Source organism: Arthrobacter methylotrophus, assembly GCF_039539965.1.
Lineage (GTDB): Bacteria > Actinomycetota > Actinomycetes > Actinomycetales > Micrococcaceae > Arthrobacter > Arthrobacter methylotrophus.
This window is the reverse complement of the sequence record NZ_BAABED010000001.1, coordinates 2,830,668-2,846,628: the sequence shown is the minus strand read 5'-3', so window position 1 is coordinate 2,846,628 and position 15,961 is coordinate 2,830,668. Positions and strand designations below refer to the sequence as shown.

The window sequence follows — 15,961 nt, the reverse complement described above, 5'->3', positions numbered from 1 at the left end:
GTTTTGCGGGGGGTGGTCTGGAAGGGTGCGGGGAGGGTGTTGGTGTTCGTGTTTGGCACACTGTTGGGTCCTGAGGCAACAGGGTCGGGAGGGGTTGCGTGGCCTGTGAGGGTTGCGTGGTTTGTTCCGGGTTTGTTTGTTTCTGGTTTCCTGGCTGCATGGTTCGTGCGTGTGGTTTCCTGTTCCTGGTGTTTTTTGTGGGGGTGGGGGCTGGTGCGGGGTGTGTGGTACGGGGTTGTTGTTTGAGAACTACATAGTGGACGCGAGCATCTAGGCACGGGCGGGCTTTCGGGTTTGGTCCGTGTCTTACAGCAATTTCTTTTTTATGAACCCGGCCATTTTGGTGGTTTGGTTCTTTCGAGAGTTTTTGATCTTTGTGTGGTCAAGTTTTTAAGGGCACACGGTGGATGCCTTGGCATTAGGAGCCGAAGAAGGACGTAGGAATCTGCGATAAGCCTGGGGGAGTCGATAACCGGACTGTGATCCCAGGATGTCCGAATGGGGAAACCCCGCCAGGGGCGTTTAGGCGTGATCTGGTGACCCGCATCTGAACACATAGGGTGTGTGGAGGGAACGCGGGGAAGTGAAACATCTCAGTACCCGCAGGAAGAGAAAACAAGAGTGATTCCGTTAGTAGTGGCGAGCGAACGCGGATGAGGCCAAACCGTTCCATGTGTGATAGCCGGCGGGCGTTGCATGGGCGGGGTTGTGGGACTTTCCGTACTGGTTCTGCCGGACCGGTGGGGTGTGGGTGCAGGCATAGGTGAACGGTCTTGAAAGGCCGGCCGGAGAGGGTGTTAGCCCCGTAACCGTAATGTTGTGTACCGCCTGGAGAGGATCCCAAGTAGCACGGGGCCCGAGAAATCCCGTGTGAATCTGTCAGGACCACCTGATAAGCCTAAATACTTCCTAATGACCGATAGCGGACCAGTACCGTGAGGGAAAGGTGAAAAGTACCCCGGGAGGGGAGTGAAACAGTACCTGAAACCGTGTGCTTACAATCCGTCGGAGCAGCCTTGTAGTTGTGACGGCGTGCCTTTTGAAGAATGAGCCTGCGAGTTAGTGTTACGTCGCGAGGTTAACCCGTGTGGGGTAGCCGTAGCGAAAGCGAGTCTGAATAGGGCGAGTTAGTGGCGTGATCTAGACCCGAAGCGGAGTGATCTACCCATGGCCAGGTTGAAGCGACGGTAAGACGTCGTGGAGGACCGAACCCACTTCAGTTGAAAATGGAGGGGATGAGCTGTGGGTAGGGGTGAAAGGCCAATCAAACTCCGTGATAGCTGGTTCTCCCCGAAATGCATTTAGGTGCAGCGTTGCGTGTTTCTTGCCGGAGGTAGAGCTACTGGATGGCCGATGGGCCCTACAAGGTTACTGACGTCAGCCAAACTCCGAATGCCGGTAAGTGAGAGCGCAGCAGTGAGACTGTGGGGGATAAGCTTCATAGTCGAGAGGGAAACAGCCCAGACCACCAACTAAGGCCCCTAAGCGTGTGCTAAGTGGGAAAGGATGTGGAGTTGCGAAGACAACCAGGAGGTTGGCTTAGAAGCAGCCATCCTTGAAAGAGTGCGTAATAGCTCACTGGTCAAGTGATTCCGCGCCGACAATGTAGCGGGGCTCAAGTACACCGCCGAAGTTGTGGATTTCAGATAGTAGACAAGCCTTCGTGGTTCAGTCGTCTGGAGTGGTAGGGGAGCGTCGTGTGGGCGGTGAAGTCGCGGTGTAAACCAGCGGTGGAGCCTACACGAGTGAGAATGCAGGCATGAGTAGCGAAAGACGGGTGAGAAACCCGTCCGCCGAATGATCAAGGGTTCCAGGGTCAAGCTAATCTGCCCTGGGTAAGTCGGGACCTAAGGCGAGGCCGACAGGCGTAGTCGATGGACAACGGGTTGATATTCCCGTACCGGCGAAGGACCGCCCATGCCAAGCGGGGGATACTAACCGCCCGGAGCCTGCCCTATCACCCTTGTGGTGTGCGGGTTTTGGCCGAGCGCGGGATCTGATCCCGGGAGGTAAGCGTATTAACAGGTGTGACGCAGGAAGGTAGCCGGGCCGGGCGATGGTTGCCCCGGTCTAAGGATGTAGGGTCAGCGATAGGCAAATCCGTCGCTGTGTCTTTGATGACGTTCCTGAGATCTGATGGGACCCCCGTTCGGGGGGATCCGGTGATCCTATGCTGCCTAGAAAAGCATCGACGCGAGGTTCTAGTCGCCCGTACCCCAAACCGACACAGGTGATCAGGTAGAGAATACCAAGGCGATCGAGAGAATTATGGTTAAGGAACTCGGCAAAATGCCCCCGTAACTTCGGGAGAAGGGGGGCCCCTACCTTGAACACCACTTGCTGGTGGGAGGGGATCGGGGCCGCAGAGACCAGGGGGAAGCGACTGTTTACTAAAAACACAGGTCCGTGCGAAGTCGCAAGACGATGTATACGGACTGACTCCTGCCCGGTGCTGGAAGGTTAAGAGGACCGGTTAGCCGCAAGGCGAAGCTGAGAATTTAAGCCCCAGTAAACGGCGGTGGTAACTATAACCATCCTAAGGTAGCGAAATTCCTTGTCGGGTAAGTTCCGACCTGCACGAATGGAGTAACGACTTCCCCGCTGTCTCAACCATAAACTCGGCGAAATTGCAGTACGAGTAAAGATGCTCGTTACGCGCAGCAGGACGGAAAGACCCCGAGACCTTTACTATAGTTTGGTATTGGTGTTCGGAGTGGCTTGTGTAGGATAGGTGGGAGACGTTGAAGCCCGGACGCCAGTTCGGGTGGAGTCATCGTTGAAATACCACTCTGGTCACTTTGGACATCTAACTTCGGCCCGTGATCCGGGTCAGGGACAGTGCCTGATGGGTAGTTTAACTGGGGCGGTTGCCTCCTAAAAAGTAACGGAGGCGCCCAAAGGTTCCCTCAGCCTGGTTGGCAATCAGGTGTCGAGTGTAAGTGCACAAGGGAGCTTGACTGTGAGAGAGACATCTCAAGCAGGGACGAAAGTCGGGACTAGTGATCCGGCGGTACATTGTGGAATGGCCGTCGCTCAACGGATAAAAGGTACCTCGGGGATAACAGGCTGATCTTGCCCAAGAGTCCATATCGACGGCATGGTTTGGCACCTCGATGTCGGCTCGTCGCATCCTGGGGCTGGAGTAGGTCCCAAGGGTTGGGCTGTTCGCCCATTAAAGCGGTACGCGAGCTGGGTTTAGAACGTCGTGAGACAGTTCGGTCCCTATCCGCTGCGCGCGCAGGAAATTTGAGAAGGGCTGTCCTTAGTACGAGAGGACCGGGACGGACGAACCTCTGGTGTGTCAGTTGTACTGCCAAGTGCACCGCTGATTAGCTACGTTCGGATGGGATAACCGCTGAAAGCATCTAAGCGGGAAGCTCGCTTCAAGATGAGATTTCCAAACACCTCGTGTGTGAGAGGCCCCCAGCCAGACCACTGGGTTGATAGGCCGGATGTGGAAGACAGGACTAAAGACTGTTGAAGCTGACCGGTACTAATAGGCCGATAACTTACACCACACAACCATTACTGCTTGCGTCCACTATGTGGTTCCCGAACAACAAAACCCGTTGCTCCAGGAACCAAACAACTGAATAACAACACCACCATGTTGTAACCACAGTCTTCCCACCCCCCGCCAACACGGGGGGACGGGTAACAGGGTTACGGCGGTCATAGCGTGGGGGAAACGCCCGGTCCCATTCCGAACCCGGAAGCTAAGACCCACAGCGCCGATGGTACTGCACCCGGGAGGGTGTGGGAGAGTAGGACACCGCCGGACAACCATTAACGTTCAGGCCCCGACCACGATGTCGGGGCCTGAACCATTTAACCAACCAACCAACCACGGGCCACCCACGGGCCACCAGCCCGCGGGCGCCCCGAACAATCCCCGGAACCCCCACCCTCCATCACATATCAGGCGCTTCACCCCAACCCTCCATCACCAATCCACCAGTTGCCAGCACCCCCCGCTCACGTACATGTGAGCGGGCGTCCGGACAGAACGCGGCATACGTGAGCGGGCGTTCTTTGAGGATTCCGACCCTTTGGCAGCGCAAAGCGCCGACTCTCCGCCCTTGGACTTGGATCAGGAAGCCCGTCGCAGGGGCTCACTCAGGCTTGGGTGTTGTGATGATTCCCACGGGGAGCTGATTACTTGGCCCCTGAATGGGTTGGGGGATAGGTGTTCACCTAGAATTGCATGAGAGATACGAGCCGGATCCCGGCGGCGTGCGAACAAAGTACGGATAAGAGCGGCTGCGCATGCGCCAGTGGTCAGCTCACAACAGGAGGAATCCATCATGGCTGAGCACAACAGCGGCAACCGCGGCAACTTCGGTGGTGGCCGTGGCGATCGCGGCCCGTTCCGCGCCAACAACAATTCCGGGGGCGAGCCGCGAGGATTCCGTTCCAGGGAGAACCGTGATGGCACTCCCGGCACTGCCGGTGGTGATCGTGATCGTAAGCCGGCTGGCGATGGTGAGCGCCGTAGTTTTGGTGATCGTCCTCGTCGTGATGGGGATGCGCGCCCGAGCTTTGGTGATCGCGACCGTAAGCCGTTTGGTGATCGTCCTCGTCGTGATGGGGATGCGCGCCCGAGCTTTGGTGATCGCGACCGTAAGCCGTTTGGTGATCGTCCTCGTCGTGATGGGGATGCGCGCCCGAGCTTTGGTGATCGCGACCGTAAGCCGTTTGGTGATCGTCCTCGTCGTGATGGGGATGCGCGCCCGAGCTTTGGTGATCGCGACCGTAAGCCGTTTGGTGATCGTCCTCGTCGTGATGGGGATGCGCGCCCGAGCTTTGGTGATCGCGACCGTAAGCCGTTTGGTGATCGTCCTCGTCGTGATGGGGATGCGCGCCCGAGCTTTGGTGATCGCGACCGTAAGCCGTTTGGTGATCGTCCTCGTCGTGATGGGGATGCGCGCCCGAGCTTTGGTGATCGCGACCGTAAGCCGTTTGGTGACCGGCCGAGTCGTGAGGGTGATCGTGATCGTAAGCCGTTTGGTGATCGTCCTCGTCGTGACGGGGATGCGCGCCCGAGCTTTGGTGATCGCGACCGTAAGCCGTTTGGTGACCGGCCCCATCGTCAGGGTGACGGTGAGCGCCGCAGCTTCGGAGACCGTCCGGAGCGCGGCCCCCGCAAGTTCGATGGCCCCCGTGCCGAAGGACGTAGCTTCGGCGGCGGATCGTGGGAAGAGCGTCCCGCGCGGGTTCCGAACGCGGCGGATCTGCGCAGCGCCAACCGCCCGGACCGCGAGCGTTCGCCGGAAATCGACGACGACGTTACCGGCCAGGAGCTCGACCGGGTTACCAAGCACCAGATCAAGACCCTTGAAGGCACCAACGCCGATTGGGTTTCCAAACACCTTGTCATGGCGGGTCGGCTCATCGATATCGACCCTGAGCTGTCGTTCCAGCACGCCTTGGCCGCTAGTCGACGCGGTGGCAGACTGGCAGCCGTCCGTGAAGCCGTGGGTCTGACCGCCTATGCGGCGGGCCACTATGGAGAGGCGCTCCGCGAATTCCGCACGTACCGTCGGATCAGCGGCTCCAATGTTCATTTGCCGCTCATGGCCGACTGCGAACGCGGTCTGGGGCGACCGGACCGTGCGCTGGACGTTGTCCGTTCACCCGAGGCCCAGGATCTTGACGCCCCCGGCAAGGTCGAGCTCGCTATTGTGGCCTCCGGTGCCAGGAGCGATCTTGGCCAGTTGGACGCCGCCGTGGCTGAGCTAGAGATCATCCAGCTCGACATCAATCGAGCCTTTTCCTACAGCCCGCGCCTGTTCCGTGCGTACGCTGACGCCCTGACTGCCGTGGGTCGCACGGAAGAGGCCGGCAAGTGGCAGCGGCAGGCGGTGGTTGCCGAGAATGCGCTAGGCGTAGGTGAGTTCGAAGACCCGGACATCATCGATCTCGGCGAAGACGATGAAAGGGAAGCCCCCAGGGCCCGCTTCCGGAACTTCGACGACAACCACGAGCGAGCCGAACAGCAGAACACCGAAGTTGCCCCGGCACGCGCAGAGACGGTGACCGATTCTGAAGCCTCGGGACAGGACGAGGTGGAACTTAACGACGTCGAGTCTGACTACTTCGAGTCCGATGATGCTGAGTCGGACCGCGATTCGGTCGAAGACGCCGAAGACGAGCACGATGACCAAGAAGACGAAGGCGCGGACGGCGCCGAAGAAGACGAAGAAAAGGCTTCCGAAGACGCCGAGGAGTCGACTAATGACTGAGGCCCCGCTCGTATCGCATTTTGACGCAGTTTTGGCCGACTTGGACGGAGTTGTTTATGCAGGTCCGCACGCCATCCCCGGTGCCGTAGAGTCCCTGCAGCGGCTTGGGTCCGTGGGGGTGGGGCTTGGATACGTCACAAACAACGCTTCCCGCACCCCTGCCCAGGTCGCGGCGCATCTTCGCGAACTTGGTGCACCTGCCGAGGACAACCAGGTGGTCAGCTCTTCGCAGGCCGCCGGAGATCTTTTGGCCGGGCTTCTTGCTCCCGGTTCGCGGGTGCTGATTACCGGCAGCGCGGCGCTGGCGCATGAAATCGAACTGGTGGGCCTCACCCCGGTCCACAGCGCCGAGGAGAAGCCTGTGGCGGTGGTCCAAGGCTTCAACCCGGAAATCGCTTGGAAGGACCTCGCCGAAGCATCCTACGTCGTGGCCGCAGGTGCCCTCTGGATCGCTACAAACACGGACATGTCCATTCCCCAGACGCGCGGGATGGCTCCAGGGAACGGCACGCTCGTCGCCGCCGTCGCGTCTGCCACGGGCAAAAAGCCACGAGTCGCCGGCAAGCCGGAGGCCCCGCTCTTCCATTCCGCCGCGAGACGGCTCAAGTCGGAACGGCCGATCGTCGTCGGAGACCGCCTCGATACCGACATCCTCGGCGGGAACCGTGCGGGCTTCGCGACGGCAGCGGTCCTCACAGGAGTCGACACGCGCGAGTCCGTCCTTGCCGCACGAAGCTCGGAGCGCCCCGGTTACTTGCTGGCTGATCTCACGGAACTGTATGAGCCGTATCCGGAGATCGTCGAGGAGGACAGCGCGTTCCGCTGCGGAAAGGCTACCGCCGAAGTCCAAGATGGCCTCATCACCGTTTCCGGGTCCGAAAAGAATCTTGACGCTTGGCGTGCTGCCTGCGCAGCCTGGTGGGCCGCGCATCCCGACGCAGCGGAGGCCACTTCGCCGCGGCTGGAATGGCTGGAAAACTAGACTGGTCCAATGAGCGAGGTGAACGATCTCCCGGGGTACGCCGTCGAGCCGCACGATGCCTCTTGGCCGGACCACTTGGCCTCCACAGGGGACGGGGTCGTGGACTCGACCCTTGAGCGGCTGTCCGATATCCGCTCTGTCCCGGTGGCCGAGCATCGCGGCATATACGCCGAGATCCACGGTTCGCTGATGGCCGCCCTCGACACCGAAGACCGCTGAGCATGCCCAGACTGGACCAGGAACTCGTCAGCCGCGGATTGGCGAGGTCGCGTACCCATGCCGCGAAGCTTATTTCGGATGGAAAAGTCAGGTCCGGAGGCAGCGTTCTCGCCAAGGCGGCCCAGCAGGTCTCTGGAGAGACCGAACTCGATGTCCAAGCCCACGCCGAGGACGCCTACGTCAGCCGGGCCGGCCACAAGCTGGCGGGTGCGCTGGCGGCGTTTCCCTCGGTCCTCGTGGCAGGAAAGCGGTGTCTCGACGCCGGCGCGTCCACTGGCGGCTTTACGGACGTGCTGCTCCGGCAAGGTGCTGCGCACGTGGTGGCGGTCGACGTCGGGCATGACCAGTTGGTGCCATCCTTGCGGAAGGACCCGCGCGTTACCGTCCATGAGGGCCTCAACGTCCGGTATATGGCTCCGGAGCAGATCGGCGGTCCGGCTGCGCTCACCGTGGCAGACCTGTCCTTCATTTCGCTTACCCTGGTCCTGCATCCGCTTGCCGCCTGCACAGAACCCGGGGGAGACCTGGTCCTCATGGTGAAGCCGCAATTTGAAGTTGGCAAGGAACGCCTGAGCCGCACCGGGGTGGTCACCTCCGACCACGAGCGGCGCCGGGCGGTGGCCCAAGTGGCGAAACCCGCCGTGGACGCTGGACTTGAACTCTGCGGCCTGGCACCGAGTGCCTTGCCGGGCCAGGACGGAAATGTGGAGTACTTCCTGTGGATGAGACGCAGGATCCAGACGGACTTGCCTAAGATCGAAGAGCGGGACGAGGAAGTTGCTGCACTGATGGAACGAAACTGGACCACCCACTAGAAAGCAGAACACCATGAGCAGGCGCGTTTTGGTCCTTGCCCACACCGGGCGTGAGGACTCCCTTCGCGCGGCCTGGGATGCCTGCGGGCAGCTTCACTATTCCGGTTTGATTCCCGTGATGCAGAAGTCGGAACTGGATGACATCGAACGGTTCTACGGTGTGGTCGATAAGCCGATCGAGATACTCCACGAGGACGTTCGCTTGGAGGACGTCGAACTTGTCATGGTACTTGGCGGCGATGGGACGATCCTGCGGGCTGCAGAGCTGGTCCGCAACGTCGACGTACCCCTGCTGGGCGTCAACCTCGGGCATGTCGGCTTCCTCGCCGAGAGCGAACGGGCGGATCTCGCCCAGACGGTCGAGTGGATAGCCAGCCGCGAATACACGGTGGAAGAGCGCATGACCATCGATGTTCAGGTGTGGGTCCGGGGCCAGAAGATCTGGCACACGTGGGCCCTCAACGAGGCCGCCATCGAAAAAGCCGACCGGGAACGCATGATCGAAGTGGTGACGGAAGTAGATGAACGTCCCCTGACGTCTTTTGGTTGCGACGGTGTGGTGCTTGCCACCCCCACGGGCTCCACCGCCTATGCTTTTTCCTCTGGGGGACCGGTGGTATGGCCTGAGGTCGAGGCCCTGGTGATTGTCCCCATCAGTGCCCATGCCCTCTTCGCGAAGCCCCTCGTGGTGTCTCCGCGGTCCAGGCTGGCCGTGGAGATCCTCTCCCGGACCGATGCCCAAGGCGTGCTCTGGTGCGATGGCCGACGTTCCGTGGACCTGCCGCCCGGCGCCCGCATCGAAGTAACCCGGTCTACCCGGCCAGTCCGCCTTGCCCGCACCCACCAGACGCCGTTTTCCGCACGGCTCGTGCGGAAGTTCGAGCTCCCCATCCACGGCTGGCGGGGTCCGGCACCCCGTTCCTCGGATATCCATACCGGTCCCACCCCCGTGGTCAGGACATTCAAGCCCAGCCCTTTGCCAACGCCTCAGGATGTGCGGACGGGCAGAGCGGCCGACCCCACCAAGGAGATGTAAACCATGATCGAGGAACTCCGGATCCGTGATCTCGGCGTCATCGCCGATGCCACATTGCCATTGGGGCCCGGACTGAGCGTCGTCACCGGCGAAACCGGTGCGGGCAAGACCATGGTGGTCACCGCCGTCGGCCTCCTTCTGGGGGCGCGCTCCGACGCCGGTGCGGTGCGTTCCGGTGCCAAATCAGCCTCTGCGGAGGCACGGCTCATGCTTGAGCCGGGGCACGCCGCCGTTGAGCGGGCCGTGGAGGCAGGCGGCGATGCCGAAGAGTACGACGGCGGCACCCAGCTCCTGCTGGCCCGCACCGTGGGCGCGGATGGCCGCAGCCGTGCCTTCGTGGGCGGACGTTCGGCGCCGGTGGGGGTGCTGGCGGAACTTGGCGAAAGCCTTGTGGTGGTGCACGGCCAGTCGGACCAGATCCGACTCAAGGGTGCCGTAGCGCAGCGGCATGCATTGGACCGCTTCGCCGGAGCCGACCTGGCTGCGCCCCTGGCGGAATACCAGGAGCTCTACGGCCATTGGAAGTCCAGTCAGGCGGAACTCGATACGCTCCGCAGTGAAGCCCGGGAAAGGCTACGCGAGGCGGAATCGCTTTCAGTCGCCCTGCAGGAAATCGACGACGTCGACCCCCAACCGGGCGAGGACGAATCCTTGAAGGCCGAGGCCGTGAAATTGGCCAACGTGGAAGAACTCCGTCTCGCAGCCGCAGCAGCACACGAGGGACTGATCTCGGAGGAGTTCGGCGAAACAGCCGATGCCACGACGCTGATCGATGCTGCCAAGCGGGCGCTGGACCAGGTTTCCCACCATGACGAGGCGCTGGCCGGGGCCGCCGCACGGCTCGCCGAAATCGGCTTCCTCATCAACGACATTGCGGGGGAGCTATCCAGCTACCAGGCTTCCTTGGACTCCGAAGGTCCCGAACGCCTTTCGGAGATCGAGGAGCGGCGGGCAGCACTGGCCAAACTCATTCGAAAGTACGCCCCGAGCATCGACGAGGTCCTGGAATGGGCAGCGGCTTCGAGGACCCGGCTGGACGAATTGCAGGACGACTCCAGCAGGATCGAAGCCCTCGACGCCGAAGTGGCTGCGGCGGAGTCCACGCTGCGAAAGCAGGCCGCCCGCATCTCGAAAGCGCGGTCCAAGGCGGCGAAAGAGCTTTCCGTGCGGGTGAGCGCGGAACTCACCGCATTGGCCATGGCGGATGCCACCCTGATGATCGAGGTGGACAGCGATGGACAGCTGGGGCCACACGGTGTCGACGACATCTCGTTCCTGTTGCAACCCCATTCAGGCGCCCCGGCGCGCCCCCTGGGCAAGGGGGCATCCGGTGGTGAGTTGTCCCGCGTCATGCTCGCCATCGAGGTGGTGCTGGCCGCTGTGGATCCGGTACCGACGTTCGTCTTCGACGAAGTGGACGCGGGCGTTGGCGGGCGTGCAGCTGTCGAGATCGGACGCCGGCTTGCCATGCTGGCGCGCCACGTCCAGGTGCTGGTGGTGACCCACCTTCCGCAGGTGGCTGCATTCGCCGACCACCACATCCGGGTCACCAAGACCTCCGTCAGGGGGAGCGACGGGAAGACCGCCACGGGCTTCACCTCCAGCGATGTCCAGCTTCTTGACGACGAAGAGCGCGTGAAAGAGCTTGCCAGGATGCTGGCGGGCCAAGAAGATTCGGAGTCTGCGCGGGCCCATGCCCAGGAATTGCTGGACGATGCGAAGCTTCTACCTCAGGCGTAGCCACGGAGCTGCGCCCGTAGGACATCGCTCACAAGTGTGCCCTGCCGGGCTCCGGACCGAACTGCTGCGGGGCTGGCAAAAAGCTACGGATTCCCGAGTGCCTGAGCTGTTTTTGGCGGGTTCGCCGAACGTTACCCTTGATCCTGGCCCCACGGCGGGGGACTATTGAGCATTTGGGGAAACGGTGAGCGGATCCTTTGGAGGCGCAATTGATGATAGGCTCGAATTCCGTGGTGCAGCGATCAAATTCCCGTGTAAATTCCCGGTTCCCGGGCTCGTCCAAGACGACCAAACACATCTTTGTCACTGGCGGTGTGGCGTCCTCGCTCGGTAAGGGACTGACGGCTTCGAGCCTCGGCCACCTACTGCGGGCACGCGGTTTGTCTGTAACTATGCAGAAGCTCGATCCCTATCTGAACGTGGATCCGGGCACAATGAACCCCTTCCAGCATGGCGAAGTCTTCGTCACCGACGACGGCGCCGAGACCGATCTCGACATCGGACACTATGAGCGGTTCCTCGATGAAAACCTCGAGGGCTCTGCCAACGTCACGACCGGCCAGATCTATTCGACGGTCATCGCCAAGGAACGGCGTGGCGAGTACCTCGGCGATACCGTCCAGGTCATCCCGCACATCACGGATGAGATTAAGCGCCGTATGCGCCTCCCCGCTGAAGGCAAGAACGCACCGGATGTCATCATCACCGAAATCGGCGGCACCGTGGGCGACATTGAGTCGCAGCCTTTCCTGGAGTCCGCACGCCAGGTCCGCCAGGACATCGGCCGCAACAACGTCTTTTTCCTGCATGTCTCGCTGGTGCCCTACATCGGACCTTCGCAGGAACTGAAGACCAAGCCAACCCAGCATTCCGTTGCTGCGTTGCGTTCCCTCGGCATCCAGCCGGAGGCGATCGTGATCCGTTCGGACCGCGAAGTGCCCGAGGCCATGCGCGAAAAGATCGGCCGCATGTGCGATGTCGATATCGACGCAGTGGTCAACGCCGCCGATGCTCCCAGCATCTACGACATTCCCAAGACGCTGCACTCCCAAGGCCTTGATTCCTACGTCGTCCGCGCCCTGGACCTTCCGTTCAAGGACGTCGACTGGACCAGCTGGGACAAGCTGCTCGAAGCGGTCCACAACCCCAAACACCACGTTGAAATTGCGCTGGTGGGCAAGTACATAGACCTGCCGGACGCTTACCTCTCCGTAACCGAGGCATTGCGTGCCGGTGGTTTCGCCAATGAAACCAAGGTCAAGATCCGTTGGGTCCCGTCCGACGAATGTGAAACCCTCGAGGGCGCCACCAAGTCCTTGGCTGGCGTCGACGCCATTTGCGTTCCCGGCGGCTTTGGCATCCGCGGCCTGGAAGGCAAGCTCGGCGCGCTGAAGTTCGCCCGCGAAACCAAGCTTCCGGTGCTGGGCCTGTGCCTGGGCCTGCAGTGCATGGTCATCGAATATGCCCGCAATGTGGTTGGCCTTGAAGGTGCTTCCTCGAGCGAATTCGAGCCTGACTCCAAGTACCCGGTGATTGCCACGATGGAAGAGCAGCTGGACATTGTGGACGGCAAGGGCGACCTTGGCGGCACCATGCGCTTGGGGCTCTATGAGGCCAAGTTGAACGAAGGCTCCGTGGTCGCAGAGACCTATGGCACAACGACAGTCAGCGAGCGTCACCGCCACCGTTACGAGGTCAACAACAAGTACCGCGAGCAGATCGCAGCCGAAGGACTGGTGTTCTCCGGAACCTCTCCCGACGGCAAGCTGGTTGAGTTCGTGGAACTGCCGCGCGAAGTACACCCGTACTACGTCGCAACCCAGGCCCACCCGGAGCTCAGCTCCCGCCCTACCCGCCCCCACCCGCTGTTTGCCGGCCTCGTGAAGGCTGCGTTGGAGCGTCAGGCAGGCGTTGATTCGGCAGCAAAGTCGGCCCGCAAGGTCGCCGCGAAGTAATTTCCCACACCAACGAAGGACGGCGCGATGCCCGGTATTTCTGAAACTCCCAGTACTGCTCGGAAGGTTTCGGATATGCCGAGTCCGCGCCGTCTTTTGTCGTCGAGCAAGGTCTATGAAGGCCGCATTTGGGACGTTGTCAGCGACGCCTTCGAGCTAAATGAAGACGCCGGTACATTGGTCCGCGACTATATCGACCACCCTGGCGCTGTAGCGGTGCTGCCGATGAATGTCGACGGCGAAGTCCTGCTGCTCAAGCAGTATCGCCACCCGGTCGGCATGGATCTGTGGGAAATTCCTGCCGGGCTCCTTGATATTGCCGGCGAAGACTTCGTGGTGGGTGCAGCGCGTGAGCTGGCGGAGGAAGCCGATCTTACGGCCGCCACGTGGAACGTCTTGGCGGACTTCTTCAATTCGCCCGGGTCCTCGAGCGAAGCGATCCGAATCTATCTGGCGCGTGGACTCGGGGACGTCCCCGAGGCCGAACGGCACGTCCGCACAGATGAAGAAGCCGAAATCGAATTGGTGTGGGTCACGCTCGACGAAGCTGTTTCCGCGGTGCTCGAAGGCCGCCTGCACAACCCATCCGCCGTCGTCGGGATCCTCGCGGCCGCCGCTGCACGGGCCGATGGCTTCAGGAGCCTGCGCCCGGGCAATGCCCCTTGGCCAGCTCACCCGAGCCAGCGCTGACCATGCCCCAGCTTGCGGACACCCGGATTCAAACGGCCATTGACCGCGCCGTGACGGACTATCTGCAGCACCTTGGCGTGGAACGCGGCCTCGCAAGCAATACTTTGTCCGCCTACCGCCGGGATCTGTCCCGCTATTCGAACTTCCTGGCCGCTGCCGGTGTCGACAAACCGGAGAACGTCTCGCGCCACGACGTCACTGCCTTTGTTCAGGCGCTTGCCGACGGCTCGGACGGCGCAGCGGCTCTCGGAGTACGGTCCGCGGCGCGCACGGTGGTTGCCGTCCGCGGCCTCCATAAGTTTTGGGCTTTGGAGGGGACGACGACGGCGGATCCCGCCAGCGATGTCCACCCGCCCATGCCTGGCAAGCGTCTTCCGAAGGCAATTAGTGTCGACGAAGTGACCCGGATTCTCGAAGCTGCCGGTGCCGATACCGCCACCGGCCTGAGGGACCGGGCCCTTTTGGAGTTCCTTTACTCCACCGGTTCCCGCATCAGCGAAGCCGTCGGGTTGGACGTTGACGATGTTTCCCTTGAAGTGGAGGCCGACGGGCCGGCGATCGTGAGGCTGTTCGGAAAAGGCTCCAAGGAGCGCTTGGTGCCTTTGGGTTCCTATGGTGCGCGCGCCGTCGGATCCTATGTGGTCCGTGGAAGGCCCGCGTTGGCCGCCAAGGGAAAAGGCACTCCGGCGCTGTTCCTGAATGCGCGCGGAGGCCGGATCAGCCGGCAGAGTGCCTGGACCATCCTGAAGACCGCGGCGGAGAAGGCCAACATCACCAAGGACGTCTCCCCGCACACCCTCCGGCATTCTTTCGCCACGCACCTGCTGGAGGGCGGCGCCGATGTCCGTGTCGTGCAGGAGCTCCTGGGCCACGCTTCGGTGACCACCACGCAGGTGTATACACTGGTCACTGCCGACACCTTGCGCGAGGTGTATGCGGCTGCGCATCCGAGGGCGCTCGGCTAACTCCGGGAACTGAACGCGGTAAGCGATTACCCCAACACGTTGAAGGTCAGCTCCACGGCGTTCAAAAACAAGGCCAGAACCGACATGCCAAGACCGGCCACGAGCAGAAGGCCGGGGTGGGCCAGACCCACCACTAGCCGTCTCAGCCGTGGCCGGGAGCGCAGGAATTTCCTGGGCACCCGTGAATTGGCGGGACTCTGGCTCCAGCCACGCAGACGGCGCAGGAACCAGGCGCAGCGGACGATAAAGGCCATCCACAGAACCGAAATGACCAGCGGGACAGCTGCCACCAGCAAGTTAAAACCCAGGGATGTCACCTCGCGCTCGGAATTGTCTGCTGCGGCTTGGACGGTGGTGGAGATCGAGGCGCTCATGACCACTGAAACGCCCCACACGAGGAATGCAGTCACCAAGGCAAGGAATCGCACGAAGAAGTGCCCCAGCACTGATTCGTTTTGCGGTTTCAAATGCCTGCGGGGAGTCGCGTTCAGCACAGCCAGGGTGCACAGAAGCGTCGGTAGGGCGGCCATGCCGACCAACAGGTACCAACTCCACCCGGCAATATCCAGGAACTCATCGAGGACGATTAATAGTGCCCAGAATCCGGTCCAAGCCCACCCGGCGTAGAGCGGATTCCGGACCACCCAGCCAGGGAACCCGTCGCCCCCATCCACGCTCATGGGCCAACTGTAGCAAGGACCCACGTTCGAAGACCCGCAGAGTTAGGCTTGGTCAATGACGGCAACCCATGTCACCCTCTGTTTCTTGCTCCGCGACGGCGATGCGGGCAAGGAGGTGCTTCTTGGCCGGAAGAAGACTGGCTTTGGCACCGGGAAGATTGTGGGTGTGGGCGGGCACGTGGAGCCTGGAGAGACAGCGGCTGAGGCGGTTTGCCGCGAGGTCGATGAGGAAATCTTCGTCCGTGTGGAGGAGAAGCATCTCATTCCGGCCGGGACAGTGGAGTTCGTCTTCCCCGCCAAGGCCGAATGGAACATGTTCACCACGGTGTATCTGACCGAGCGATGGACGGGCGAACCCGCCGAAAGCGATGAAATAGCGCCGCAGTGGTACCTGGTAGCCGGGCTCCCCGTCGAACGGATGTGGGCCGACGCCGAACACTGGCTGCCCGCCATGATTTCCGGCCAACGCATCGCAGTTGAGGTGGTGCTCGCGGATGACAACGAAAGCGTCGCCGAAGTGCACACCGCGGAATGGCTGGATTCGGGCGTTGCTCTCTAACTCCTGAAAGATTCTCAAAAAGCTTGCAGTGAACTGTAACTTTGTCCTCCTGCCTGGAAATTACCTTCGTAGCAGGCA

12 protein-coding genes and 2 rRNA genes are annotated in these 15,961 nt (G+C 61.6%); 12 read left to right on the top strand and 2 right to left on the bottom strand.

Annotated elements, in window-relative coordinates:
• The first annotated feature begins 380 nt into the window (after positions 1–380).
• Both ABD884_RS15045 and rrf read left to right on the top strand, forming a co-directional pair.
• Positions 381–3,518: ribosomal RNA gene (locus ABD884_RS15045) — 23S ribosomal RNA — on the top strand.
• A 146-nt stretch (positions 3,519–3,664) separates the two neighbouring features.
• Positions 3,665–3,781: ribosomal RNA gene (rrf, locus tag ABD884_RS15040) — 5S ribosomal RNA — on the top strand.
• Between the two features lie 502 nt (positions 3,782–4,283).
• Here the strand turns inward: rrf and ABD884_RS15035 are convergent.
• Positions 4,284–5,369 (bottom strand): hypothetical protein, encoded by a 1,086-nt coding sequence (locus ABD884_RS15035; RefSeq protein WP_345047254.1) that lies wholly within the window; start codon positions 5,367–5,369, stop codon positions 4,284–4,286.
• 6 nt (positions 5,370–5,375) lie between these two features.
• Here ABD884_RS15035 and ABD884_RS15030 point away from each other — a divergent pair, with 6 nt between their 5' ends.
• The 9 genes from ABD884_RS15030 (at position 5,376) to xerD (ending at position 14,644) form a co-directional block, all read left to right on the top strand.
• Positions 5,376–6,242 (top strand): hypothetical protein, encoded by an 867-nt coding sequence (locus ABD884_RS15030; protein WP_345047252.1) that lies wholly within the window; start codon positions 5,376–5,378, stop codon positions 6,240–6,242.
• Positions 6,235–7,224 carry an HAD-IIA family hydrolase gene (locus ABD884_RS15025; protein ID WP_345047250.1) on the top strand — a complete coding sequence of 330 codons (990 nt, stop codon included), beginning with the start codon at positions 6,235–6,237 and terminating at the stop codon, positions 7,222–7,224. The genes ABD884_RS15030 and ABD884_RS15025 overlap by 8 nt, the downstream gene beginning before the upstream one ends.
• Positions 7,225–7,233: 9 nt before the next feature.
• Positions 7,234–7,443: a hypothetical protein gene (locus tag ABD884_RS15020; protein ID WP_345047245.1), complete on the top strand. Its 210-nt coding sequence runs from the start codon at positions 7,234–7,236 to the stop codon at positions 7,441–7,443.
• 2 nt (positions 7,444–7,445) lie between these two features.
• On the top strand, positions 7,446–8,258 hold the full coding sequence (locus tag ABD884_RS15015) for a TlyA family RNA methyltransferase (protein ID WP_345047243.1): 813 nt from the start codon (positions 7,446–7,448) through the stop codon (positions 8,256–8,258).
• Between the two features lie 13 nt (positions 8,259–8,271).
• On the top strand, positions 8,272–9,294 hold the full coding sequence (locus ABD884_RS15010) for an NAD kinase (protein WP_345047240.1): 1,023 nt from the start codon (positions 8,272–8,274) through the stop codon (positions 9,292–9,294).
• A 3-nt stretch (positions 9,295–9,297) separates the two neighbouring features.
• The gene (recN, locus tag ABD884_RS15005) at positions 9,298–11,034 is read left to right on the top strand and encodes a DNA repair protein RecN (RefSeq protein WP_345047236.1); all 1,737 of its coding nucleotides are present in this window, start codon (positions 9,298–9,300) and stop codon (positions 11,032–11,034) included.
• Between the two features lie 212 nt (positions 11,035–11,246).
• Complete coding sequence (gene pyrG / locus ABD884_RS15000; RefSeq protein ID WP_345047235.1) at positions 11,247–12,989, top strand: CTP synthase; 1,743 nt, start codon at positions 11,247–11,249, stop codon at positions 12,987–12,989.
• A gap of 27 nt (positions 12,990–13,016) precedes the next feature.
• Positions 13,017–13,679: an NUDIX domain-containing protein gene (locus ABD884_RS14995; protein ID WP_345047232.1), complete on the top strand. Its 663-nt coding sequence runs from the start codon at positions 13,017–13,019 to the stop codon at positions 13,677–13,679.
• 2 nt (positions 13,680–13,681) lie between these two features.
• Positions 13,682–14,644, top strand: a complete 963-nt coding sequence (gene xerD / locus ABD884_RS14990) for a site-specific tyrosine recombinase XerD (protein WP_345054862.1) — start codon at positions 13,682–13,684, stop codon at positions 14,642–14,644.
• A 26-nt stretch (positions 14,645–14,670) separates the two neighbouring features.
• Here the strand turns inward: xerD and ABD884_RS14985 are convergent, their stop codons facing one another.
• A complete protein-coding gene (locus tag ABD884_RS14985; protein WP_345047229.1) occupies positions 14,671–15,324 on the bottom strand; it encodes a hypothetical protein in 654 nt (217 codons plus the stop codon).
• Between the two features lie 55 nt (positions 15,325–15,379).
• On the opposite strand from ABD884_RS14985, the gene ABD884_RS14980 reads away from it, so the two are divergent.
• Positions 15,380–15,883, top strand: coding sequence for an 8-oxo-dGTP diphosphatase (locus tag ABD884_RS14980; protein WP_345047227.1), 504 nt, complete (start codon positions 15,380–15,382; stop codon positions 15,881–15,883).
• Positions 15,884–15,961 lie beyond the last annotated feature (78 nt).

Excerpts from the sequence above, each read along its gene's own strand:
- ABD884_RS15030 (WP_345047252.1), top strand. The coding sequence starts at position 5,376 with ATGGCGGGTCGGCTCATCGATATCGACCCTGAGCTGTCGTTCCAGCAC.
- ABD884_RS15025 (WP_345047250.1), top strand. The coding sequence starts at position 6,235 with ATGACTGAGGCCCCGCTCGTATCGCATTTTGACGCAGTTTTGGCCGAC.
- ABD884_RS15020 (WP_345047245.1), top strand. The coding sequence starts at position 7,234 with ATGAGCGAGGTGAACGATCTCCCGGGGTACGCCGTCGAGCCGCACGAT.
- ABD884_RS15015 (WP_345047243.1), top strand. The coding sequence starts at position 7,446 with ATGCCCAGACTGGACCAGGAACTCGTCAGCCGCGGATTGGCGAGGTCG.
- ABD884_RS15010 (WP_345047240.1), top strand. The coding sequence starts at position 8,272 with ATGAGCAGGCGCGTTTTGGTCCTTGCCCACACCGGGCGTGAGGACTCC.
- recN (WP_345047236.1), top strand. The coding sequence starts at position 9,298 with ATGATCGAGGAACTCCGGATCCGTGATCTCGGCGTCATCGCCGATGCC.
- pyrG (WP_345047235.1), top strand. The coding sequence starts at position 11,247 with ATGATAGGCTCGAATTCCGTGGTGCAGCGATCAAATTCCCGTGTAAAT.
- ABD884_RS14995 (WP_345047232.1), top strand. The coding sequence starts at position 13,017 with ATGCCCGGTATTTCTGAAACTCCCAGTACTGCTCGGAAGGTTTCGGAT.
- xerD (WP_345054862.1), top strand. The coding sequence starts at position 13,682 with ATGCCCCAGCTTGCGGACACCCGGATTCAAACGGCCATTGACCGCGCC.
- ABD884_RS14985 (WP_345047229.1), bottom strand. The coding sequence starts at position 15,324 with ATGAGCGTGGATGGGGGCGACGGGTTCCCTGGCTGGGTGGTCCGGAAT.
- ABD884_RS14980 (WP_345047227.1), top strand. The coding sequence starts at position 15,380 with ATGACGGCAACCCATGTCACCCTCTGTTTCTTGCTCCGCGACGGCGAT.